Here is a 24,225-nt window from a genome sequence, read left to right on the forward strand (position 1 = left end):
ATGCCAACATTATTTATAACCCCACTTCAGGGGTAAACAACAGGTTAATTTATTTCAACCTGTAACTTAGTTACTAGGGAAATTCAAACTCTGTTAAAATTTGTAAAGCTTCGATAGATTTACTCAATGGGACTAAAGCGCGCAAGAATTGCAGTAGATGCGATGGGGGGAGACTTCGCCCCTGACGAAATAGTCGCTGGAGCGATCAGAGCTTCTGCGGAATTAGATGTAGACGTACTTTTAGTCGGCGATCCGGAGGCAATTCAAACCTCCATTGATAAGCACGGTGGTGTGGGTACAGCCCAACTGGAAATTATTCCTGCTGAAGGGGTGGTATCAATGGAAGAAGAACCGCTTACAGCGATTCGCCGTAAACCACAAGCATCGATCAATGTGGCGATGAATTTGGTTAAACAAGAGCAAGCTCAAGCCGTTGTTTCTGCGGGACACTCAGGAGCAGCAATGGCAGCAGCTTTATTACGTTTAGGTCGATTAAAAGGTATTGACCGCCCAGCGATTGGGGCTGTCTTCCCCACCATGATTCCTGGTAAATCAGTGATAGTTTTGGATGTGGGTGCAAATGTTGATAGTCGCCCGAAATATTTAGAGCAATTTGCTTTGATGGGGACGATTTATAGTAAGTATGTTCTAGGGATTGATCAACCAAAAGTAGGATTACTCAATATTGGTGAAGAATCCTCGAAAGGAAATGAGCTAGCCATTAAAACGCATCAACTTTTACAAGAAAATCAACAAATTCCTTTTGCTGGTAATGCGGAAGGAAGAGATGTGCTGAAAGGAGAGTTTGATGTAATTGTGTGTGATGGTTTTGTCGGCAATATCCTGCTGAAATTTGCCGAAGCAGTAGGAGAAGTGATGCTGCAAATCATGCGCGAAGAATTACCAAAAGGATGGCGTGGTAAGTTAGGTACTGCCTTACTCAAGCCTAATCTACTTAACATTAAACAAAGAATCGATCATGCTGAACACGGCGGTGCATTATTGTTTGGGGTAGCAGGAGTTTGTATTATCAGTCATGGTAGTTCCCAAGCACCATCAATTTTTAATGCCATTCGTTTAGCAAAAGAAGCGATTGATAACGAAGTTTTAGAAAGAATTAAAGCATATAACGAAAAAAGATTAGAACAACATCAGCACTCAACCGAAAAAGCTTCTGCTAGTTAAAAACGGCTCATAAATAATGATAATTTTATTCCCAATCGGTAAGGGAGAAAAACATTGAATAGAATAGGAACTGGTGTCGCTATCACTGGCTGTGGTTCGGCTGCACCAAAGGCAGTCTTTACTAACCATCATCTCAGTCAGATTGTAGAAACCTCTGATGAATGGATTAGTAGTAGAACAGGAATGAAAACCCGTCGCCTGGCATCAACTCAAGAATCTCTCAGTCAAATGTCAGCCGAAGCTGCCCAAAATGCGATCGCGATGGCAGGACTTTCTGCAACTGAGATTGATTTAATTATTCTAGCTACCTCTACTCCAGACGATTTATTTGGTAGTGCTAGTAAAATTCAAGGTTTACTCGGCGCAACTAGGGCAGTGGCATTCGACTTGACGGCTGCTTGTTCTGGTTTTGTGTTTGCTTTGATTACTGCTGCTCAGTATATTCGCACAGGAGTTTATCAAAATGTAGTGGTGATTGGTGCAGATGTTTTATCTCGTTGGGTAGATTGGTCAGACCGTACCACCTGTGTGTTGTTTGGGGATGGTGCGGGGGCAGTAGTTTGTCAAGGCATTGATACAGGCGATCGCTTGTTAGCCTTTGAAATGTATAGTGATGGTAGTCAAAACAATTCTCTCAATTTAGCTTATCAAGGACAGGCAAAATCTTTAGTTGAGGAACTTGAAGTCAGTTCGGGAACTTATCAACCTATCACCATGAATGGTCGCGAAGTCTACCGTTTTGCGGTGGCAAAAGTTCCAGAAGCGATTGAAAAAGCTATGTTTCGAGCAGGTATCACTTCAGATCAAATTGATTGGTTACTTTTGCATCAAGCTAACCAAAGGATTATGGACGCAGTAGCTAAACGACTTAAACTCCCTTCAGAAAAAGTTTTAAGTAACATCGAAAAATACGGCAATACTTCGGCTGCTTCAATTCCTCTGGCTTTAGACGAGGCAGTGAGAACGGGCAAAGTTCAAGCTGGAGATTTGATTGCTGCTTCTGGATTTGGTGCAGGATTGACTTGGGGGGCTGCTTTGTTTCATTGGGGGTAATTTCAGTTACCAGTTACCAGTTACCAGTCATCAATAGAAAATCGACAAGATCTTACAGGAGTGAGATAATTTTTTTCTGGTCATCAATAACAAAATAATAAAAAAAATGAATAAAACAGCGTGGGTATTTCCTGGACAAGGTTCTCAAGCCGTCGGGATGGGTGTGGATTTACAAGATCTTCCTCAAGCACAGAGCAAATTTGAAATAGCTGAAAAAATTTTAAATTATTGGTCGGTATTAGATGTTTGTCAAGGGGATGAAGAAACTCTGGCTCAAACTCTTTATACTCAACCTTGTCTTTATGTAGTTGAATCTATTCTCGCTGATTTATTGATTGAGCGAGTAGGTTTACCTCAATTAGTTGCAGGACACAGTTTGGGAGAATATGTTGCTCTTTATGCTGCCAGAGTTTTTGATTTTGAGTCGGGTTTGCAGTTGGTTAAAAAACGAGCCGAATTAATGGCAACTGCTGAGGGTGGTAAAATGGCAGCTTTGATGAAATTCGACCGCACCCAGTTAAATGATGCTATTGCTCAAAATCCTGATGTGGTTTTAGCTAATGATAATAGTGCAGAACAAGTAGTTATTTCTGGTACTCCAGAAGCAGTAGAGTCGATTTTGGCTCAGGTTAAGGCTAAACGAGCGGTTACTTTAAATGTTTCAGGTGCGTTTCATTCTCCTCTGATGGAAGAAGCTTCTCAACAGTTTAAAGCTGTTTTAGATTCAATTTCTTTTGCTGATGCCCAAGTTCCAGTTTTGTCTAATGTTGAACCGATTGCTACTACTAATGCAGAAGAATTAAAACAACGCCTCATCGCACAAATGACTGGTTCAGTACGCTGGCGAGAAATTATGTTACAACTACCAGAAAATCAAATTACCAAGGTGATAGAAGTGGGGCCAGGAAAAGTACTAACTGGTTTGATTAAAAGAACTTGTCGCGATATTGAATTACATAATGTTAGTAGTAAAGCAGATTTAGATCAACTACCTCAGCTAGAAATTAGTGGCATTAGTTAATCAATTAAAAAGAGCTAAGGATGAATTATTAAAGCAATTTTCTCTTTCTGATTTTTAATGCTTGATCCTTACTTCTTTTTGGGGAGAAGGCAGGATTTTTCTTTAATGGAAAAAAGAGATTGAATATGATTCTACAATCAAAAAGTTTTATATTGTAATTACCAGATGCTATAGCGATCGCTTTAACCAAATAATGTTATCTACTACTGAATCAACTCTTACCCATGCCCTTAAAGAATGGGCAGTAGCTGTACAAGCATTAGAAGCTGGTCAAACAATTATGTTGCTGCGTAAAGGGGGGATTAAAGAAGAAAATAAGAGTTTTTCTCTGCCTTATCGCCGAGTTTGGCTTTATCCTACTTATGAGCATCAAAAACCCCATTTATTAAAAACTCAATACGCTTCGCAAGTTACACCTGTGGAGTCTGGTTGGCATCCAACTGAGATTCGGATCGGGAGTTGTGCTGAAATTACTGACGTTTTTTCTGTGAGCAATCCAGAGATAGTGACACAATTAGAACCTTATCACATCTGGAATGAACAAATGATTAGCGATCGCTTGAAGTGGAAACCGCGTCAACCTTTATCAGTTTTGTTGTTGCGAGTTTATTGTTTGCCTGAATCGCAATTGATCTCTTATCACCAAGCTTATAGTGGTTGTAAATCTTGGATTGATTTAGTTAAACCCCTATCTTTAGAAAATTTAATTCCTGTGCTGGATCAAGATGTTTATAACCAGCAAGTTAAAGAAATTAGCGAGATAATTGCTTAAGTATCAAGACACAATTAAAATTTTGCTCCTCTGCTTTCCTTCGTTTTATAACGAATTACGTCCACCTACTTAATTTTAAGGTTGAGATGGTTTAATTGATTTAGTTAAAACGCGGTCGCAAATAAACAAAGTTCCTGAAGCTACACAAATAGGAATAGTAAATAAATTGACTAAAGGAATACTGATTAATCCTAAACAAACTAAACCAAAGCTGGCACTAGCGGGTATACTACGTCCCACAATTCCTAGTTTTTGACGAAATTTTAGTCTTCTTCTTTCTAATGGAGAATCAAAAAAATCGAGACAAACTATTAAAGTAGCAAGAGTAAATGAACCAATAGTAGATAATAATGTGCCTACGCCTGGAAAGAAATTTAAGATTAATAAAGGTATCCCTATTAAAGCAATTAGAACTAATTTTTTTAACTCAAATAATAAGGCTCTTCCTAAATCTTGAAAAATATTGACTTCAATAATTTCTAACTTACCAGTACGGAGTTTTTCTAATTTTTCTGAAAGTTGACCATACCAGGGCGCGCCTAAGAACACCCCGAATTGCATCAAAATAAAACCAGTAGCTACTAATAAAATTACAACTAATAAAAATTTAATTAGATAAATTATTCCTACTAATATATATTGAAGAAAGCTCAACCATTGAGGAAGATTGATAATAATTTGTTGCAACCAAGCTGATAAATCGACTCTAACTTGATCAACAACTTGCCAACCAAAGAATAATAATCCTGAATAAATAAAACCTGCCAGAACTAAATTTACAAGAATTGGAATCGCTAGATATTGCCACAGTTGAGGATTGTGGATAAAAGTTTTTAATGCTCTTAGAGGATAAGTTGCGCCTGTAACTAATCCAAAACCGCTCAAAATATGCTTCATTGTTGTCAATTAAATTTCTGCTTGGGAATTTTACCAAGTAACAGTATTAAACAATCAAGAAAAAGCCCCAATCAAATTTGGACTGGGGATTGGGAAATACGAGTGTGAGAAGTATTTATACTATAACGTTTCTCAATTAGTTTTTATACATTCTTGTCTTTTTATTTGTTTATGTGAATTAGTTAACAATCATTGCTCTAATTATTGATTTTCAGAAAAAATATTTAAGTATTAATACTTAATTTGGATTCAGATGTTGATAAGCCATTTAAAAATCAAACTCAGTTCGGGTTAGGATTCTGGCTTTTTGAATTATTCATTCAAACTAGTTTTCGCCTCAATCAGGATCCAAACATCGGTTTACAAATTAAAAAATTAATTTATTAGAAAGTCTTGAGATTGAATATTTTTGATCCCGTGTCATGACTATCGGTTTTTGGAAAGGCTAAAAAAAGTACACCAGAAGTTGATTGAAATGATTAAAAATGCAAATGAACCTCGCTTTTGGCGAGACCGCTTTTTTGGAATTGAATTTTGTTAAACTCAAATTTATAAATCAAGTAGCATATAATACCTTTTTGTTGCCTTTTTATCAAGGATTTACTGGCTTTTATTAAAAAAAATTTACATAACTTTACTAAAAAATGTTGCCGATTCGTTAAAGGAGTTGTTATCTTGTCCCTAGGTCATGTTACTTATCAAGATTTAGCTTGAGGAGACTGTAGTGATGACTTATCTGAATCAGCAATTATTTTTGAATCCTCGTCACATCGTAGATCGTTGAATGTACCCTTCGTCTAAGTTCAGTTGAGCAGGAAAGATGCTTTACGAAAAGGTCTAAACCAACCTAATTTAAACTTTTTAAGTAACTCGTTTCTACTATTTGTCCAATTTGATAACAATTTTTGATCGAATTGGTTGTGGGGTTGGTTTGTCAAAATTGCTTCTTAGTTAATTAATGCTGATAACTTAAGTAAAAATTTGCTTGTTAGCGAATTTGCCTAAAAAATTAATCATCGTCGTAATATATTCAAAAATTTGGAGGTTTATAATGAATTTAACTGGAAAAACCGCCTTGGTTACTGGTGCTTCTCGGGGAATTGGTAAAGCGATCGCTCTAGAATTAGCCGAACAACAGATTAAACGGTTAATTTTGGTAGCCAGAGATCGGCAAAAACTAGCTGAAGTAAGTGCAGAGATTGAAGCAAGAGATGTAGAAGTAGTAACTTTAGCTTTAGACTTGACTCAACCTGTAGCTACTAATATTGCGATCGCTCAAGCTTGGCGTAGTTATGGCCCCATCGATCTGTTGATTAACTGTGCAGGAGTGGCGCATCAAACACCTTTCTTGCAGTCTCAACATCCCAAAGTGGAAGAAGAGGTTTCTTTAAATTTGATTGGAATGTTTACTATTGTGCGTTTAATTGCTAGAAGGATGGCAGCTAGACGAGAAGGAACGATTGTCAATGTTTCTAGTTTAATGGGTAAAGTAGCTGCGCCCACTATGGCGACTTATTCAGCAACTAAATTTGCCATTGTTGGTTTTACGCAAGCATTGAGAACCGAATTAGCTCCTTACAATATTAGAGTCAGTGCTTTGCTTCCATCTTTAACTCAAACGGATATGGTTAGAGATTTAAAATTATTTAGATGGGTAATGCCGATGACTCCCGAAGAGGTAGCGCGATCGCTGATAACAGGATTAAAACGAGATGCTCCAGAAATTCTAGTCGGATGGCAAAGTCATTTAGCTGTCTGGTGTCAGAGAATTTTCCCGAGATTATTGGAACGGATTTTATTAATGGCAGCACCCTTATCTCCATCAAAAACTTTATAAAATGGTTAATAGTTAATGATTGATTGATAAGCGAAATAGTAGAAACTGAGTTACTTGTTCTGGATTAAAGTTATCATCGCTAACCAATAAGAGAGTTTGACTACCATCAGGTAAACGAGGACCAAAAGTCATTCCTTCTAAATTATCTAAATAAATCCCCAGTTGACTCAAATCAAAAACTAATTTCTTGCTAAGGGGTTTAACCGAAGTAATTTCTCCTTGAAAAGCAGCAATACTGGAAGTATCGGTAGCGTTACCATTAACAACTTGAAAGATTTTTGCACCCGCACCAGTAAAACCAAAAGTTCTTTCTAAACTAAGTAAATAACCTTCTTTGTCTAAAGCTAACAATTCTGTCAAACCATTAGAAATCGTTTCAACTGAAGCAGGATCGAGTAGATAAAGATGTTCTGCAACTATCACAGGATTACCGATTGGATTTATGACATAATGAAGCAAACGAATTCTTGCTTGTTGTTCTGGATCAGATAAACTATCCTGTTTCAAAGCTGACTCAGTAGCGGTAAAAAGACGAAAAGGATCTTGAGATGCTAAACCTGTCTGATTTACCGTTAAAGGTTCAAAGGCAAGATTGTCTTGAATTCCTTTTGCTTCTTCACCCGTAGGATCACTCAAGAAACGTTGAGGTAAACGAAGATCAAGAATTTTTTTACCTGTATTTAAATCGAATTCACCAATAAAAGGATTAATTTCGCGATTAAGATTGCCTTCACTGGCAATAAATACTGTACCCCTTGGTGATAATGCCATTCCTTCAGGATCGATACTACCAGCAGGATAAGGATTTCCTTGTTCGTCGCTTAAAAAAGTAACTTTTTCTATTTCTATTTTGTTAATCTTGGTTGCTTCTAAATTGTTTGATTGCAACTTAAGACTTAAAGTATAAAAACGAGCAGGAGCTAAATTGCTGCGATCATCAGATAGAGCGTATAAACGGTTATGTTGACGGTCATAGGTAACAGCAGATAAACCGCCTACCTGAGTATCTTGAAACTTCTGCTTTGGTAGTTGATATTCTCCCAGAAATTCAAGAGCAAGAGGAAGAAACATTCTCTCTTGTGCCGATACACGAGGAATAGTACTACAGGCGGTAACTAAGATTAGTAAAATAAAACTCGTAGCTAATTTAATTACTGGTCGATAAAATTTGCGATCGCTCACTATTACTTTTTTTTCTCGCTGAAACTCTTAATTTAATGTAGCAGTCTTATTCAGTTATCAGTTATCAGTTACCAGTTATCAGCAATAACATCTAAAAAGTTGGGTGGGGTGGGTTTTTGAGAGAGAATAATCATGAAATTTACGACTGCATTGAGAAAATTATCGATTTTTTGGCTTTTTTGCTCAATTATGTTATCGGCAGATTTGGGATATCAATCAATTCGATTATTAGTAATAGCAGCACCAACTACTAATCCTTTAACTACTCCTCAATCTGATCCTCTTGTACCTCAAGCTTCGATTAAACGTCCTTTAAGTCCTTTAGAAATTAAACGAATTCAAACAGAAATTACGCAATTAAATCAACAAGCTCAAGTTCAATTGGAAGAAGGCAAAGAAACAGAAGCTTTTCGTCTTTGGTATCGAGAATTAAAATTACAAAGAGCGATCGGTAAATTAGCAGAAATTGAAGCTTTAGGTAGAATTGGAAACATTGCTTGGTCAAATAATCTTGCTTCTGATTTACAGAATATTTCTGAGCGTTTGGTTATACTTCAACAAGAAATTCTTGAGACAAAAGAAAATAATTTACAACTATTAAATAGCTTAGGTAACGCTTATCAACAAGTAAGAAATCTTGACCTCGCGATCGCGGTTTATCAGCAATTATTAACTCAATACCCAAACGACACAAACAACCAACAAAATATCTTAGAAACTTTAGGTAAATTATATTTAGCTAAATTTGATTATCGGCAAGCAGCAGATAGTTATAATAAATTATTAAATCTATTAACATCTAATAAAATTGAACTATCTCAATCTGAAATAACAACTAAAAAGCAAAATTATTTAGAACAGTTAGCCAAAATTTATGATTTTTACGCTCAACCAAATCAAGCTATTTCTATCAAAGAACAATTAGCTGAATTTTACTTAAAAAATCAAACTCAACTAGAGCAATTAACTGAATTAAAAATTTCCTTGGCACAGGATTATCAAAGTTTAAATAAATTAAAATTAGCTAGTCAAAATTATCAAGAAGCTGCTAGTTTAGCTTTATCTCTACAACAGCTTGCTTTGGCTAGTGAAGCTCTACAAAAACTAGGACAACTATACCAAAATTCTAATCAATCTGAGCAAGCTTTAGCAACTTATCAACAATTAATTAAAATTGAGCAACAAACTTATAATTATTATGGATTAATTAATATTTATGACCGGCTTGGACAAATTCATTGGCAATCTCATAATTATCCGCAAGCTTTAACAGCTTTTCAAAAAGGATTGCAGTTGGCTAAATCTCTCAATTATCAAGTAGATTATTTTAATAATCAAATTAAACAAGTGCAACAGCGAATTAATCAGTCGAAACTGAGAAATTAATTATTTTTTATAACAATCTATTCTATAAATTTTTGTATATTTGTAAATTCCGAAGAAACTTAAAAAACAGATTTTTTGTATGTACTATAATCAGTAATTAATAAAAAAAAATTATTAGTTTTGTGCCAACCTAAGAATCTATTTTAAAAAAATCATATAGAATATTCGTTTTAAATGAAGAATTAAATTCTTTAAAATAAGTATTTGCTGTATACGAATTTAAAGTCATTGGTAATTTATTTAATTCTACTAGAGGTAACTCTTGAGCAATTTTTTGATACTTAATACCTTGAATTAATGATTTTCTTAATTGCTAGTTAGTTTCTGTTAAACCAAAGCGATCGCGCTTTGCCAGGAAACACAATCTAAAAATAAGAGTTTTTTGTTAAAAAATAATGGTGGGTAAAACCCACCACCTTGGAATTTTAAACTTCTTTTTGTTTGGGTTTGTAGGTAGAAGAAATATACAACTCTTGGAGTTGTTTTTTGTCTACAGTTGCTGGTGCATCGGTTAACAAACAACTAGCTTGTTGAGTTTTCGGAAAAGCAATGACATCGCGAATCGATTCTTCTCCTGCTAGTAACATTACCAAACGATCTAAACCATAAGCAATACCACCGTGAGGAGGTGTACCATATTCAAAAGCTTCCAGGAGAAAACCGAATTTGTTGTCAGCTTCTTCAGTGGATAAACCAATCGTGGCAAAAACTTTTTCTTGAATATCTTTTTGATAAATTCTTAGACTACCACCACCAACTTCAATGCCGTTGTAAACTAGATCGTAAGCTTGCGCCCTAGCTGTTTTTAAATTATCAATATCTTCAGGATAGGGTGCGGTAAAGGGATGATGAAGTGCTTCTAGTCTTTTTTCATCAGCATTCCATTCAAACATAGGGAATTGTGTGATCCAAACTAAATTGATTTTGTTTTCATCAATTAAGCCTAATTCTTTACCTACTAATAAACGTAAACGATCTAGAGATTTATTAACGGTAGCAGTATCACCAGCCCCAAATAGTAATAAATGTCCTGGTTTTGCTTTAGTTTTAGTTAGTAATTCTTCTTTTTGTGCTTCAGTGAGATTGTCTTTAATTGCGCCAATGGTATCGATCTGATTGTCTTCTCTTACGCGAATATAAGCAATTCCTTTTGCCCCAGCAGCAGCAGCTTCTTCAAACAAATCGCCTTTGGGTTTAATTCGGACATTAGAAATGGTATCGTTACCATTGGGGATGGGTAAAACCTTAACCATACCGCCACTAGCAACTGCTCCTGAAAAGACTTTAAAACCAGAATCTTGAACAATATCAGAAACATCAACTAATTCTAAGTCAAAACGAGTATCAGGGCGATCGCTTCCGTAACGATCCATCGCTTCAGCATAGGTGAGTCGGGGAAAGGGACGAGGTAAATCGATATTTTTAACTACTTTAAAGATGTGACAGATCAAGGCTTCATTGAGTTCGATAATCTCATCTTGAGACATAAAACTCATTTCCATATCCAACTGAGTAAATTCAGGTTGCCTGTCGGCACGGAGATCTTCATCACGGAAACAACGAGCAATTTGATAATAGCGATCGCATCCTGAAACCATTAATAATTGTTTAAATAGTTGAGGCGATTGAGGTAAGGCGTACCATTCTCCAGGGTTGACACGGGAGGGAACTAGATAATCTCTTGCACCTTCAGGAGTAGAACGAGTTAAGATTGGAGTTTCAATTTCCATGAAGTTTTGTTCGTCTTCAAGGAAATGACGAATAGCTTTGACTACCTGATGCCGTAATTGGAGATTAGCGGACATTCTTTCTTTTCTTAAATCCAAATAACGATATTTCAGGCGCAAATCTTCCCTGACGTTTTCTGCCTCGGTAGTAGAAACTTGAAAAGGTAACTGTTTTTTAACGCTATTGAGAACTTCAATTGCATCAGCGTAAATTTCAATTTCCCCTGTAGGTAATTTAGGATTAAGAGATTCTGGGGGACGTTGACTGACTTTGCCGACAACTTTGACTACATATTCGCTACGCAGAGAGTGGGCATTTTCAGCAGAATCAGGAGTACGTTGCGGATCGCTGACAATCTGTACTGTTCCCGTGCGATCGCGTAAATCGATAAAAATCACACCACCATGATCCCGACGACGATCCACCCACCCATAGAGAGTAACAGTTTGACCAATATGTTGTCCTCGTAAGTCTCCGCAATAATTAGTTCTCATAATTATTTAATTACAATATCAATACACAAGAGAGCGTTTTTTAGATTAGCATTCTCTAGCCATCATTAAGTAAGTCGACACAATCAAAGTTAAATGATTAAGGTTGTCATTGGTTATTTATCATTGGTCATTAGTAAAATTGTATGCTTCTTGATACTTAGGGTTTGCTGATTTAGATTGAATAACTGAGAACTGTTTATTGTTGATAGTTGATTGTTCGTCCACAGATAAATCTTGTTACTAATTACTTCCTGCTTACTATTAACTGCTAACTGATTTAGCTTGTGCTTCTTTTAATTGAGCTATATTTTGAGTAAAAATTTCTATTTGCATATTGTCATCTTCTCGCGACGAGAGCGATCGCTTGATTTGTCCTAAATAAAGAGGTACAGATATTCCTGGTTCAGGATGAAGTAAAGTTCTTAATTTAATCGTGAATTTATTTTCGCCATCTCTACCATTTCTACCGAATGAATAAAGATTATTAGCAGCTTGTCGCAAAGTAGGTTCGATTTGAGACTCTTCAATTTCAGGAGAAACAGCTACTACAGCTTGATTTGCTCCATTGTCATAAACCAAGGAATAACGAATTGCCCCTGGTATTTCTGTATGGACAAACAAACCTAAACTCAACGCAAAAATACTAGCAGTCACTACTGCCATGAAGCTAGTAGCTCCAAAAAGACGAAAACGGAAGCCCAAACCCAAAATAAACGCTAAAATAGTGATTAAAAGCAAAACAAGGGTGAGAATACCCGACCATTGAGTATAAGTAGATAAATCTGTTGGAATTTTCATGATTAATCGAGAGTTTGATAATTTTTGCTCAGTAAGAAAATAGACTTAAGTATTATCTAATCAAGAAATTACCTAAGTCTCTTAAAAGTTAGAAATGTGTCGGCGATCCGTTGGTACAGAATTAGCCTTGCTTGAGAAAAGTAGGGATTAGTGATAATTTTTAACTGAAACTAATTAATTATTTTCAATTTCATCACCTGCATTTTCAATATCTTCGCCGACATCTTCTGCGCCTTGTTCGATATCTTCACCAAGATCTTCAGCACCTTGTTCGACACCTTCACCGACATCTTCGGCACCTTCTTCAATTTGTTCTCCTGCTTCGGGTTCGCCAGTTGTACCTGGAGTTTCCGTTTCGCTACAAGCTACAGCAAAGAGAGATAGAGCAAGAATTAAGGGTAAACCTAGAATTTTAATCGTTTTTAAGCTCATATTGTCCTAGAATATTCAGTTTATTAGATAAATATTCTTATTGTAGTCTCTTAGTTTTGATTGTCTATTCTACTTACGTTCAATTTGAGCAAAAATTTCTGCCAATATTTCCCCCGCACCTTCTTCTCGTAAACGATTGGCTAAATCTATGCCAATTTGTTCGGCTAACGCTCGATCGCCACTGATGGTATCTTTAATTAATCTAAGACCATCTAAACTAGCAACCATTCCTGTTAAAGTTAAAGTGTCGCCTTCGATGCTAGTATTAACACCAATCGGAACTTGACAACCACCTTCCAAATTTCTCAAGAAAGAACGTTCTGCCCAAGCGCGATCGCGACTATCGAGATCTTCTAAAGCTTTTAAAACTTCTAAAACATCAGTATCACCTTCACGACATTCAATGCCTAAAGCACCTTGTCCGACAGCATGAAGAGAAATTTCAGGAGGAATGATTTGATGAATGCGATCGCTCATACCCAATCTTTGTAATCCAGCGACAGCTAAAATAATGGCATCGTATTCCTCTGCATCTAATTTGGCTAGACGAGTATTGACATTGCCTCTAACGTCTTTAAAAGTTAAATGAGGAAAATGATGACGTAATTGAGCGAGTCTACGTAGGGAAGATGTTCCAATCACCGCACCTTCGGGTAAGGTATCTAATTGTTTATCCTTGTTTTTTTCATTGACAACCAAAGCATCAGCAGGATCGACTCTTTTGGTGACGCATCCCAACATTAAACCTTCTGGTAAATTGGTTGGTAAATCTTTGAGAGAATGAACAGCAAAATCAATCTCTCTACTAAGCATTCCTACTTCCAATTCTTTAGTAAATAAACCTTTGTCACCAATTTTTGCCAAAGCTACATCAAGAATTTTATCTCCCTGAGTACTCATGGTTTCCACTTCAAAATCAATTTCAGGAAAATGTTTTTCTAATTCTGCTTTTACCCAATAAGTTTGCACTAAAGCTAATTGACTTTTTCTCGAACCAATGCGAATGGTACGCTCAAGGGTATCAACGGATGTCATAAAAGTTATTTTAAAACAAGCTAATGGGACTCGATCTAGAGTATCGTATGTTTTACCTCTTGTTGATTAATTTTTGTGCAACTCTTAGATAAATTGTGATGGGTGTAATCTCTATAGGGAAAGGATTAAAATCATAAGACTGTGTTGCTAAACTAAAGATTAAGAGTAAGTAGCTAAGTTTAGATAGGCGATTTTTAACATGGATGTTGTCATCGAGTCAACAAAAAGTTTTGAGAAGGATCTTGGTGAGCTAGGTAAAGAAGAAAAAGCTACAGCAATTAAAACAATTAATGATTGTGTTAGCCTCTTCCCAACTCAAAAAACTGCTGTTTATCATAAATTGCGTCGTCTGCCTTTACCATCAGACATTAATGGTTACGAGTCTTCTTTATTCACATTAAGGGTATCAGACAAATTAAGGATAATTTTGACAATTGACGAAGATCCAATTTTTGATCGAGTTATTTTTACTCTTTTCCGACTATTCAAACGCGCTGATCTTGGTAAAGCGTATAAAGGTGTAGCAGAATCTTTGTATCAAGAATTACTTCACCATAATCGAGAAACTGCCCAAATCTCGTAAGTTCGATTATGGCACAAACCCTTACTCTTTATGATCGATATGGCATTATTTACGAAGCAATGAGAATCTTGCCAAATAACGAATTAAAGATTAGCTTTCTGGAAGCCTTGGCAGAGCTTGAAGATAACGAGTGTCACCGAACAAGAAAATTTCCCAAAACGAGACTACACAAAATAAAAGGTATCAAGCAGGCAGTTTATCGTGCTGATATTGATAAAATTTCAGGCTGGCGCATTCACATTCAATATATTGACGGGCAAAAATTCATCTCAAGGATATTATCGAAGGGCAGAGACATGATGATGTCATTGAGGTGATTAAATCTAAAAAATCTCCTATGAGTGATTTTGAATTTTACGAGCTTGGCATGAGGCGATGGAGAATCTAGAAACTCAATGGCAAATCTTGTCTTTTTTAGAACTACCCCAATGGTTTAGTGAAGTAGTCAGACGCTATTGTCATAATTCTGATGGACGTTACGCAGCACAGTTATTGTGGCAAAGAGGAATACAAGACCCCTTACAATTGCCTGGTTATCTCGATCCCGATGCTTATCAACCTAGTAGTCCCTTTGAATTTGGGGTAGAAATGACAAATGCGATCGCTCGTCTGAAACAAGCTAGAGAAAATGGGGAAAAAGTTACAATTTGGGGCGATTTTGATGCAGATGGAGTTACTTCTACCAGTTTACTGTGGGAAGGTTTAGGAGAGTTTTTCCCCCAACATCTGTTGTTAGATTACTACATCCCCAATCGTCTGACGGAATCTCATGGTTTAAATCGAGGGGGAATCGAGCGTTTAGCTACTACAGGTACAAAATTGATTGTTACTTGTGACACGGGTAGCACTAATCTGGAAGAAATTGAGTACGCGCAGCAACTAGGCATCGATCTGATTGTCACCGATCATCACACTTTACCAGAACAACGTCCTTCCGTAACCGCAATTATTAATCCTCGTTACTTATCGAAAGATCATCCTCTTTATCATCTTTCTGGGGTAGCAGTTGCCTATAAATTGATTGAAGCACTGTACCAATCTTTACCTGATGTACCTCAACAACCGTTAGAGAATTTATTAGATTTGGTGGCAATTGGTTTAATTGCTGATTTAGTTCAGTTGCAAGGAGACTGTCGTTATCTTGCTCAACAAGGAATCAAACAATTACAAAAACAAGCTAGAAACCATACCGCAACTCGCCCTGGAATTAGTTGTCTATTAGAATCATGCAAACGTAATGGCGATCGCCCTACGGATATTTCTTTTGGTTTGGGCCCTAGAATTAATGCTGTTAGTCGCATTCACGGCGATGCTAGTTTCTGTGTGGAGTTATTAACCAGTCGCGATGTCACAAGATGTCAGCATTTAGCTTTTGAGGCAGAATTAGCCAATACCAGAAGAAAATCACTTCAAAATGACATTATTAAACAAGTAAAGTATAAATTAGCCAGAATTGATTTATCTACTACTTTTGTCATTGTTTTAGATGATGCTCAATGGCAAGGTGGTGTTTTGGGTTTAGTTGCTGGACAAATTGCCCAAGAATACGGTCGTCCAACGATTTTATTAAGTACAGGTGAAACTGAAGATAATTTAGCAATCGCTAGAGGTTCGGCACGTTCGGTTAATCAGATCGATTTATATCAATTAGTCAAATCCCAAGCAAGTTTATTAGATCGTTTTGGTGGTCATCCTTTTGCAGCAGGTTTGAGTTTACCTGTAGAAAATATTTCTTTGTTTCGAGAAGGAATTAATCAAAAGTTACGACAACAGCTTAATACTCAATTATTGATTCCAAAACTTGAAGTAGATTTAACTGTTACTGTATCTCAATTAGGTAAAAGTTTATTTGAAGAATTAAACTTACTTGAACCTTATGGAATGGGTAATCCAATTCCTAAATTATTGATTAAAAATTGTTGGTTTAAACACGTTAGAAACAAAAATATTCAAGACCAAAAAGGACAAAAAATTCAATATATTAAAACTAGTTTTGAGCTATGGGATAACACAGTAAAACAAGGTTTGGCTGGAGTTTGGTGGGGACATTATCAACACGAAATACCTCAAGAAGTTACTTGTGATGCTGTAGTTGAATTGTATTTTAATATTAATGCTTATCAACAAAAACAACGCTCTCAAGGTTATGAAATTCGTTTAGTAGCAGTCCGTCCCAGTCAAGAAAATATTTTGTTTAATTCATCAGGAGTCGAAGCAGATTTTTTGATAGATCAACGTAATCAATCAGAATTCAGAATCCAACACGGTGATTGGACAATCGGACGGGGCTTACAAGCTGCCGACGCAGGTTCGGCAGACAGCCCCTCAGAAAACCTCCGAGTCCCTCACCGTCACAATTCAGAATTTAAAATTGTAGAACAATGTCCTCAAAGTTGGCAGGAAATTTATCAACCTTATCGTCAAGCGATCGCGCATAATCAAAAATTAGTTTTAGCTTATTCTTTTCCCGAACATCTCGATCCTCAAACAACTTGGCAACAATTAGTTGGCATCGTTAAATATTTGATTCGGACTGGCAAAACTGCTACCAGAGAACAAATTCAAGCAAAATTATCTTTAAGCGATCGCTGTTGGCAATTGGCTTTAAAAGCTTTACAAGCTAGTGGAATTGACTATCAAGTTACTGAAGAAAATTATTCTTTTAATTGGATAACAGATAATTTTTACGCACAAACTGAAGCTGAAATCACCAATTTTATTTTGGCAGTAGAAGAAGAACAATTTCAAAGACAATATTTTGCTCAAGTTCCTTTGTCAGTGATTACTCATCAATTATCAATTATTGGTTAATAAATGTTAAGTTTCAGGTGTTAGAAAGTATTGGTAAAATAAACATTATCAATTGAGGCGATGAGGCTAAAACATATTACTGCAATTGTCTTTTTCGTCGAATTCGTAACAGCAATTGAGAAACTAAAACCATAATTGGTAATTCAATCAAGGGCCCAATGACCAAGGTAAGACTAATCAAAGGTCGATAGGGAAATGCTGTAGCAGCAATTGCCAGAGATAAAGGAGAGTTACGTGCTAAAGTTGTGCAGCTAAAACAGACAAATTCTGGATAGGAAAATTTTAAATATTGTCCAATTCGACGTGCCAAGATAAAATTGGTCACAAAAAACAGCACAACAGGAGGCAAGAGTTTAAGAAATAACTCTGGATGTTGGGTAAGGTTATTCCCTTCGGCAACAAAAATAGCGATGATCGCAAGGTTGAGACACAGGATTTGAAATATAGTAACTTTTGACAATCTTTGTTCAAACCAGTAACTTCCTTTCCGCCACAGAATTAATCGTCGAGAAATCGTTGCCATCAATAAAGGAATTAATAATACCCAAAATACACTCTCAAAAAGCCTGACAGGGTTTAACTCAACCAATGTTCCTGCTAACAATAGTAAATAAACTGGCAATAAAACAACTTGTAATACTAAATTGAGAGGGAGTAAAGCCGTTGCCAAAGCTACATCTCCACCTGCAACCCCAGTAAACACTAAATACCAGTCAGTACAGGGTGTCACCATTAACATAATCAACCCTACCCACAAATCAGGGGAATCTGGCAAAAAGATAGCACCTAAACCCCAAGCAAAAATCGGAGTCCAGAGAAAGTTAGTTACTAGACTGGCTAAGGCTACCTTAGAGTTCTTTAATCCTCGTTCAAAATGTTTCAATGGTAATGGTAAAAAAGTCCCATATAGCATCAAAGCTAACAAAGGCGCGATCGCGCTTGGAGCTAATTTACTCAACCAGACTACTTGCCCTAAGATTAGACCAACGAAAACTGAAACTAAAACTAAAAATGGCTGCGCTTTTTGACTACTCCCCATAGCTAGAAGCTAGGGAATTCCCTAACAGAATTGCTTCGCTTAGGTTACACTGAAGATGCGAATGGTAACGCACTCCAGAGGGAACAGCCATAATTCCAACTACTGGGACTTCCCCCAGGTACTTTGCACGTATATTGTTCGAGCCGACTTGGTCGCGGTGAAACTTTGCATGGCAGCTATTGCATAAGTAGTTACGTTTCTTGGGCTTGTTTCTAGTCCTACAGCATAAGCACTCTTGACTTGTGTATTCTTCCGTTATTAAAGTCGTCTTTATACCTGCTCTCGCGCACTTGTATTCCAGCTTGTGCCTGATAGAACCGAAACTCCATTGATGCAGTTTCTGGTTATTCTTTTTTCCATAGTCCAAATCGTCTTTTATATCTCGCATATCTCCTATTACTAGTGTTTGAATGCCCCTTAATTTCAGCATTGAAACAGCACGACTAGTTAGTTTATGCTCGATATCTTTAATCTGATTGTTGAATTTTGCTAGTTGTTTTTGTTTACTTCTAATCAGTCTTTTCCTGCGTTTGCTACCTCGCTTCTTTTTATCGATTAATTTAGCTAATTTACCTTTAACTTTGTTTTGATAGCGACGAACAGAGCGTAAATACCTCCCATTGAATATGTCGGTGTTAACTCCGTCCGCGATTACCATAGGGTGAATTTCCCCTAAGTCCGCAGCAGCAACCCCTTTAGCTTCGCCAGTATTGGGTATTGTGTCGGAATAACAAGCTCTAAGCTCATAGCACTGCGATGCTTTATTCCAACCCAACTCAACCGTCTTAGGTTTTTTCCAACGCCAATCTACTACCAGAGACTTATTACCCCTACCGTTGGATAAAAACAACTTGCCGTTTTTTAATTTAATAGCTGCCTTCTTCCAAGTAACCTTGAAGTACCAACGCCTTCTCTTTGGGGGTTTGCTATGAGGGTCGGTCTTTCTTCTAGTCCTCCATGACTTGAGCGAACCATAGAAAGATTGAGTTACTGCATCCGAACTATGAGCATGGAGAGAAGAAGATGTGTGCCATCTTTCCATGATGTAACCCGACAACCAGATATCTTTTTTACGTACCGTGCGCCAGAAGGAAACTAAAGTACGAGAATATAATTCACCAGCAGCACGAGCCAAAGAATCTAGTTGTGGAGTTTTTTCTAGTTTTAGTTTGCGAACAAAGTAATTAGGCATGGTATGATTATACAGCAAGCATCTGTATAATACAATGGTTGAGTACAAAACCAATAAAAATATAGTATTTTGCTGTAATTACCACGTAGTTTGGGTTACCAAATATCGCCGTCCAGTACTAACTGAGGAAATACAAATACGACTAAAAGAACTTTTAACTCAAATAGCAAAAGAAATTAAAGTTGAAATACTAGAGATGGAAGTATGCCAGATGAACCATGTCCACTTAGTAGTATCGTTAGACCCGCAGTTTGGGGTACATCGCGCAGTTAAACGGTTTAAAGGGGCAACGTCTAGATATCTCCGACAGGAGTTTCCGCAGCTAACGCAGCGATTGCCTACTTTATGGACAAACAGTTATTTTGTATGTACAACAGGAGGTGCGCCGCTAGAAAAGATAAAAGAGTACGTTAAAAACCAGAAGAGAAGCAGGTAGGCAATAAATTGCTTTTCGTTCTTATGAGGGGCTGTGTGGCGAACTTGGTTCGCCACCTTGAAAGCCCCGTCCCCATCAATGAATTTAGGGGCTTGCGAACTTCAGGTTTTATTGGTCAAACCATTTCATCATTGCGATTTTTCACCCTCACACCCTTGTATCAACTATAAAAAATAGGACTTTGAGCTAACGAAAAAATAATATTTTCCGCTCTCACCCGAATTCAGGTTATTTACTGATCGCTATCGCGATAAACTTGTTCTGCTACTCGTTTAAGTCGTCGTAGTTGAGCCTGCATATCTTTCTTTGTCCAATTTGCAGCAAATTGATTAAAACCCCAACTGACAATAGCATTAGGAATTTCAAACTCAAAACGATTAATTAATAAAGTTCCCTCTGGTAAAGGTTGACATTCCCAGCGATCGCGTCCTTGAAAAAAGCCGTCAAACTGCCAGACAATTAAACCAGGTTCTCTTTCCACGACTACACTTTTAAGAGAAGGTTGTAGCAAAGGAATTTTAATCGTAAATCTACTTAAACTACCAATAGTTGTATTCCATTTACCAATTGGCTCGCATCTTAACACAGGATTGAGCCAACGGTGCATCAAATCCAAATCAGTAAAGCAACTTTCTACTACTGTCGCACTAGCTTTAATCGCGATCGATTGTTCAAAAATTTGAGGTGAGGACATACTATTTTAAGCAAAAAGTACAAGTTAATTTAGCAAAATGTCAATTGTAAAGGTAGTTTTTTGAATTAATTTTAGTGATTTGCTTCAGCAAAAATTGCTAAAAATCGAACCATACAGCTTAATAAGAGCTTAATAGTTAAATCTTAACTAAGCAATTATGCTGAATTTATGATTAAATCTTAACTTTTTAGGTATTATTTGGTTAATTTGGCATAATTAACCCAGAAAATATCTTGACTTAAATTTAAAAATCGATCTTATATTCTCGTAGATAGTACGGAAAGAATGGGGCGCATTAAGTCAAGGAATAATTGACAAAGCTCGCTTGAGTCAACAAGCAAAAACTTTCAATTCCTTAAAAGTAGCCCCTCTCGATCTAAATTCACACGAAAGAAAATGACAAACATGATGATTTCGATCTTGCCTAACCTATCTTTATACATAGCACAGGCGTTAGATCAGCAAGTATATTCTGCCCTAGGAAGTGATCTCGGTTCTTCCTTGCTCAATTTGCTTAAAGCAATTGGGATCTTGATCCTGGGTTTGATTGTTGCCTCAGTTGTCAAAGGGATTATTAAAGGGTTACTCAATAAAACTAGTATTGATAACCGTATTGCTGCCTGGTTAACTGGACAAAGAGGTGGAGAAACGATACCGATAGAAGATTGGATTGCCAATTTAGCTTATTGGTTAATTATTCTCTTTGCTGTAGTAGGTTTTCTCAATGCACTGCAATTAGAAGCAGTTTCCCAACCGCTCAATTCTTTATTAAATCAGGTAACTAGCTTTTTACCGAAAATTCTTGGAGCAGCCTTTTTACTAGGTATTGCTTGGGTACTGGCTACTGTAGTCAAATTAGTAGTGACTAGAGGTTTAGGTGCGTTAAGGATTGATGAGCGATTAGGGCAGTCACCAAGAGATAGTTCCGATTTTGCTTTGAGCGATACGATTGGCAACGCTTTATATTGGTTTATCTTTCTTCTCTTTTTACCTTCTATTTTAAGTACTTTACAACTAGAAGGTACTCTGCGACCAGTTCAAAACCTGCTCGATCAAATTTTGGGAATTCTGCCTAATATTTTGGCAGCCATCCTCATCGGTGCAGTTGGTTGGTTTATCGCTCAGATTGTACGTCGTTTAGTTACTAACCTGTTATCCGCGACAGGAGTAGATCGAGTAGGAGAAAGATTTGGGCTTTCTAATCTTGGTGGAAGACAATCCCTATCTTGGATTATCGGAACAATTGTCTATGTTCTTATTTTAATCCCTACTGCGATCGCAGCTTTAGAAGCTCTCAATATTGCAGCTATTTCTCTACCAGCTATCAATATGCTTAATCAGGTGTTAAACCTAGTGCCTAAGCTATTTGCTGCTGGAGTTGTATTAGTCGGTTTCTATATTGTAGGCAAGTTTGTTTCTGACTTAGTCACTAACATTTTGACTAGCATAGGTTTTAACAACTTCTTTCAATGGTTGGGTATTTCCACTCCACCCCCTCGAACTACTACTCCTTTTTCCACTAGTCCAATGGTAGGAGGAACTGAACAACCAACGGTAATTCAAACCGAACCAACCGTTACTTCTAAAACTCCTTCTGAACTAGCCGGAATCATTGTCCTAGTGGCAATTATGTTAGTGGCAGCTTTGACTGCTGTTGATATTCTGCAAATTCAGGCTCTTCAATCGGTAATTGGGGTAATTCTGGTAATTGCTGGTCAAATATTCTTAGGATTAGTGGTTTTTGCCATTGGTTTGTACTTAGCTAATCTTGCTTATAATTTGATTATCAGTTCTGGAACTCGTCAAGCCAGAATTTTGGCACAAACTGCTCGTATTTCCATTATTACGCTGATTTCTGCTATGGCATTGCAGCAAATGGGTGTTGCACCTGATATTGTCAATCTTGCTTTTGGTTTGTTAGTAGGTGGCATCGCTGTAGCTATTGCCTTAGCTTTTGGTTTGGGTGGTCGAGAAGTTGCTGGAGAACAATTACGTTCTTGGCTTAATTCGTTTAAAAATAGATAAATATTTGTTTTTGTTTTCGAGCAAAGTTCTACTCATTAATTCGTCTTTGACAATTTATTTTTACTCCTAGGTATTTCCTAGGAATTTTTTTTTGTTTAAAATGCTATTATTGATAAAATTACTTAAGTATAATCAACCAAAAAAGTTTTAATAATTCAGCAAATTTCTTTAAACAGTTTTTACATTGATAAAGTTGTTGTGAAGTTCAAAATAAAAAAAAACATTCATTTTTATTTATCAATAAACTGGAATTTAAATCTAATCAAGGCTGAAAAAAATATTAATTACTAACTATTTTTATATACTTATGCTTTTAAATCAAATTAAATCAAATCAGTTTGTTCGTAATTTATTATTTTTATTAATTTGCTTGTCAGGTATAATTTCTTTGCAAATTAACCAAATTAAAACAAATCAAACTCAAACAACTAATTACTTACAAGAAGAACAAAATCGTCAAACATTACTAGCATTTCAAAAATTTTTTCCCTCTCTAGGCTTTGATAATTTAAAAGCAGATTCGATTTTTTTACATTTCGTTCAATATTTTGGTGATGATCCTGCTAGGGACGAAACCGGATACTCTTTAGTTCCAGATTATTTTGAAACTATTGTTCAATACGATCCACATTTTACGCAAGCATATTTAACTTTATCAACTGCTAATACAATGTATGCTGGAAAACCTCAACAAACTATTACTTTAATACAACAGGTATTAGATTCAATTTCTTCTACCACTTCTCCTGATAATTTTTCACTTTGGAACGCTAAAGGTTTAGACGAATTGTTATTTATTGGGGATAATGAAGCAGCTAAAAATTCTTATCAAATGGCAGCCAAGTTGGCTAATTTACAAAATAGTGCATCAGGAAAAAATCTTGCCGATCGCTATCTTCAAACAGCCAATTTTTTAGCGACTAATCCCGATACTACAGAAGCTCAAATTGTGGCTTGGAAAACAATTTTACCTAACCTAAGAGATCAGCAAACTAGACAAGAGGTAATTGCAAAAATTCAGGATTTAGAAACTAAAATTAAATCTCAGCAAACAACTGTTTTAGAAGATAGAAAATAAAAATTGGTAAGATGCGGAGATGGGTAGAAATTTTATTTAATTCTTAGTAAAAAAACATACTATTGTGAAATAGAAATATGGAAAATATTTTAATAGCGATCGACTTTTCTGACATTACGGCCAAAGTCATTGAAACGGGAGCAAAAATAGCAGCTAGTTGCGGTAGTAAACTCTGGTTAATTCACGTTGCTGAACCCGATCCCGATTTTGTAGGATTTGAGACAGGGCCCCAAAGTAAAAGAGATTGGCGAGCTAAAACTTTTCGTGAAGAACATCGTCTAATTCAAACTGAAGCTAATAAACTAAGCGATCGCGGTTTGGATGTTACTCCACTTTTGATTCAAGGTGTAACAGTAGAAACCATTATTCAAGAGGCAAACAAATTACAAGCAGATTTGATTGTACTTGGTTCTCATGGTCATAATGTTATCTATAAAACCTTTATGGGTAGTGTTAGTGAAGGCGTACTTACTCACGCTGCTTGCCCAGTATTACTTGTGCCATCGAAAATGCTTAATCTTTAATCAGACAGAGAAAATAATTGAAG

General features: G+C 36.5%; 21 protein-coding genes and 1 pseudogene. 13 read left to right on the top strand and 9 right to left on the bottom strand.

The features are described 5' to 3' along the window. The first annotated feature begins 126 nt into the window (after window positions 1–126). The 4 genes from plsX (at window position 127) to STA7437_RS06400 (ending at window position 4,031) form a co-directional block, all read left to right on the top strand. The gene (gene plsX / locus STA7437_RS06385; protein ID WP_015192556.1) at window positions 127–1,185 is read left to right on the top strand and encodes a phosphate acyltransferase PlsX; all 1,059 of its coding nucleotides are present in this window, start codon (window positions 127–129) and stop codon (window positions 1,183–1,185) included. 54 nt (window positions 1,186–1,239) lie between these two features. After that, window positions 1,240–2,238: a beta-ketoacyl-ACP synthase III gene (locus tag STA7437_RS06390; RefSeq protein WP_015192557.1), complete on the top strand. Its 999-nt coding sequence runs from the start codon at window positions 1,240–1,242 to the stop codon at window positions 2,236–2,238. A gap of 106 nt (window positions 2,239–2,344) precedes the next feature. Further along, complete coding sequence (gene fabD, locus STA7437_RS06395; protein WP_015192558.1) at window positions 2,345–3,259, top strand: ACP S-malonyltransferase; 915 nt, start codon at window positions 2,345–2,347, stop codon at window positions 3,257–3,259. A gap of 193 nt (window positions 3,260–3,452) precedes the next feature. After that, a complete protein-coding gene (locus STA7437_RS06400; RefSeq protein ID WP_015192559.1) occupies window positions 3,453–4,031 on the top strand; it encodes a DUF1802 family protein in 579 nt (192 codons plus the stop codon). A 75-nt stretch (window positions 4,032–4,106) separates the two neighbouring features. Here the strand turns inward: STA7437_RS06400 and STA7437_RS06405 are convergent, their stop codons facing one another. After that, window positions 4,107–4,928 carry an EI24 domain-containing protein gene (locus STA7437_RS06405; protein ID WP_015192560.1) on the bottom strand — a complete coding sequence of 274 codons (822 nt, stop codon included), beginning with the start codon at window positions 4,926–4,928 and terminating at the stop codon, window positions 4,107–4,109. 1,051 nt (window positions 4,929–5,979) lie between these two features. Here STA7437_RS06405 and STA7437_RS06410 point away from each other — a divergent pair. After that, window positions 5,980–6,765 carry an SDR family NAD(P)-dependent oxidoreductase gene (locus STA7437_RS06410; protein ID WP_015192562.1) on the top strand — a complete coding sequence of 262 codons (786 nt, stop codon included), beginning with the start codon at window positions 5,980–5,982 and terminating at the stop codon, window positions 6,763–6,765. Window positions 6,766–6,777: 12 nt separating this feature from the next. On the opposite strand, the gene STA7437_RS06415 is transcribed toward STA7437_RS06410, so the two are convergent. Further along, on the bottom strand, window positions 6,778–7,947 hold the full coding sequence (locus tag STA7437_RS06415; RefSeq protein ID WP_015192563.1) for an esterase-like activity of phytase family protein: 1,170 nt from the start codon (window positions 7,945–7,947) through the stop codon (window positions 6,778–6,780). Window positions 7,948–8,079: 132 nt separating this feature from the next. On the opposite strand from STA7437_RS06415, the gene STA7437_RS06420 reads away from it, so the two are divergent. Then, window positions 8,080–9,333 (top strand): tetratricopeptide repeat protein, encoded by a 1,254-nt coding sequence (locus tag STA7437_RS06420; protein ID WP_083856851.1) that lies wholly within the window; start codon window positions 8,080–8,082, stop codon window positions 9,331–9,333. Window positions 9,334–9,758: 425 nt separating this feature from the next. Here the strand turns inward: STA7437_RS06420 and aspS are convergent, their stop codons facing one another. The 4 genes from aspS to hemC form a co-directional block, all read right to left on the bottom strand. After that, window positions 9,759–11,555: an aspartate--tRNA ligase gene (aspS, locus tag STA7437_RS06425; protein ID WP_015192565.1), complete on the bottom strand. Its 1,797-nt coding sequence runs from the start codon at window positions 11,553–11,555 to the stop codon at window positions 9,759–9,761. Window positions 11,556–11,816: 261 nt separating this feature from the next. Next, the gene (locus STA7437_RS06430) at window positions 11,817–12,353 is read right to left on the bottom strand and encodes a Ycf51 family protein (protein WP_015192566.1); all 537 of its coding nucleotides are present in this window, start codon (window positions 12,351–12,353) and stop codon (window positions 11,817–11,819) included. 174 nt (window positions 12,354–12,527) lie between these two features. Continuing rightward, complete coding sequence (locus STA7437_RS06435) at window positions 12,528–12,785, bottom strand: hypothetical protein (RefSeq protein WP_015192567.1); 258 nt, start codon at window positions 12,783–12,785, stop codon at window positions 12,528–12,530. Window positions 12,786–12,854: 69 nt separating this feature from the next. Continuing rightward, window positions 12,855–13,820, bottom strand: coding sequence for a hydroxymethylbilane synthase (gene hemC / locus STA7437_RS06440; protein WP_015192568.1), 966 nt, complete (start codon window positions 13,818–13,820; stop codon window positions 12,855–12,857). A 199-nt stretch (window positions 13,821–14,019) separates the two neighbouring features. Here hemC and STA7437_RS06445 point away from each other — a divergent pair, with 199 nt between their 5' ends. The 3 genes and pseudogenes from STA7437_RS06445 to recJ all read left to right on the top strand — a co-directional run bounded on the left by STA7437_RS06445 (window position 14,020) and on the right by recJ (window position 17,214). Then, the gene (locus STA7437_RS06445; protein WP_015192569.1) at window positions 14,020–14,403 is read left to right on the top strand and encodes a hypothetical protein; all 384 of its coding nucleotides are present in this window, start codon (window positions 14,020–14,022) and stop codon (window positions 14,401–14,403) included. Window positions 14,404–14,411: 8 nt separating this feature from the next. Further along, window positions 14,412–14,791, top strand: a pseudogene (locus tag STA7437_RS06450) (hypothetical protein). Further along, window positions 14,779–17,214, top strand: a complete 2,436-nt coding sequence (recJ, locus tag STA7437_RS06455) for a single-stranded-DNA-specific exonuclease RecJ (protein WP_015192571.1) — start codon at window positions 14,779–14,781, stop codon at window positions 17,212–17,214. Before STA7437_RS06450 ends, recJ begins: the two are co-directional and overlap by 13 nt. A gap of 76 nt (window positions 17,215–17,290) precedes the next feature. Here the strand turns inward: recJ and STA7437_RS06460 are convergent, their stop codons facing one another. Together STA7437_RS06460 and STA7437_RS06465 are read right to left on the bottom strand one after the other, a co-directional pair. Further along, complete coding sequence (locus tag STA7437_RS06460) at window positions 17,291–18,253, bottom strand: arsenic resistance protein (protein ID WP_015192572.1); 963 nt, start codon at window positions 18,251–18,253, stop codon at window positions 17,291–17,293. Next, the gene (locus STA7437_RS06465; protein ID WP_015192573.1) at window positions 18,243–19,445 is read right to left on the bottom strand and encodes an RNA-guided endonuclease InsQ/TnpB family protein; all 1,203 of its coding nucleotides are present in this window, start codon (window positions 19,443–19,445) and stop codon (window positions 18,243–18,245) included. Before STA7437_RS06465 ends, STA7437_RS06460 begins: the two co-directional genes overlap by 11 nt. Window positions 19,446–19,479: 34 nt before the next feature. Here STA7437_RS06465 and tnpA point away from each other — a divergent pair, with 34 nt between their 5' ends. Beyond that, entirely contained in the window at window positions 19,480–19,881 is a 402-nt protein-coding gene (tnpA, locus tag STA7437_RS06470) for an IS200/IS605 family transposase (RefSeq protein ID WP_015192574.1), read from the top strand. A 232-nt stretch (window positions 19,882–20,113) separates the two neighbouring features. On the opposite strand, the gene STA7437_RS06475 is transcribed toward tnpA, so the two are convergent. Beyond that, on the bottom strand, window positions 20,114–20,575 hold the full coding sequence (locus tag STA7437_RS06475) for an SRPBCC family protein (protein WP_015192575.1): 462 nt from the start codon (window positions 20,573–20,575) through the stop codon (window positions 20,114–20,116). A 396-nt stretch (window positions 20,576–20,971) separates the two neighbouring features. On the opposite strand from STA7437_RS06475, the gene STA7437_RS06480 reads away from it, so the two are divergent. The 3 genes from STA7437_RS06480 (at window position 20,972) to STA7437_RS06490 (ending at window position 24,202) form a co-directional block, all read left to right on the top strand. After that, complete coding sequence (locus STA7437_RS06480) at window positions 20,972–22,600, top strand: mechanosensitive ion channel (RefSeq protein ID WP_015192576.1); 1,629 nt, start codon at window positions 20,972–20,974, stop codon at window positions 22,598–22,600. A gap of 307 nt (window positions 22,601–22,907) precedes the next feature. After that, window positions 22,908–23,678, top strand: a complete 771-nt coding sequence (locus tag STA7437_RS06485; protein ID WP_015192577.1) for a hypothetical protein — start codon at window positions 22,908–22,910, stop codon at window positions 23,676–23,678. Between the two features lie 77 nt (window positions 23,679–23,755). Further along, window positions 23,756–24,202, top strand: a complete 447-nt coding sequence (locus STA7437_RS06490) for a universal stress protein (RefSeq protein WP_015192578.1) — start codon at window positions 23,756–23,758, stop codon at window positions 24,200–24,202. The last annotated feature ends 23 nt before the right edge of the window (window positions 24,203–24,225 follow it).

Source organism: Stanieria cyanosphaera PCC 7437, from assembly GCF_000317575.1.
Classification (GTDB): Bacteria; Cyanobacteriota; Cyanobacteriia; order Cyanobacteriales; family Xenococcaceae; genus Stanieria; species Stanieria cyanosphaera.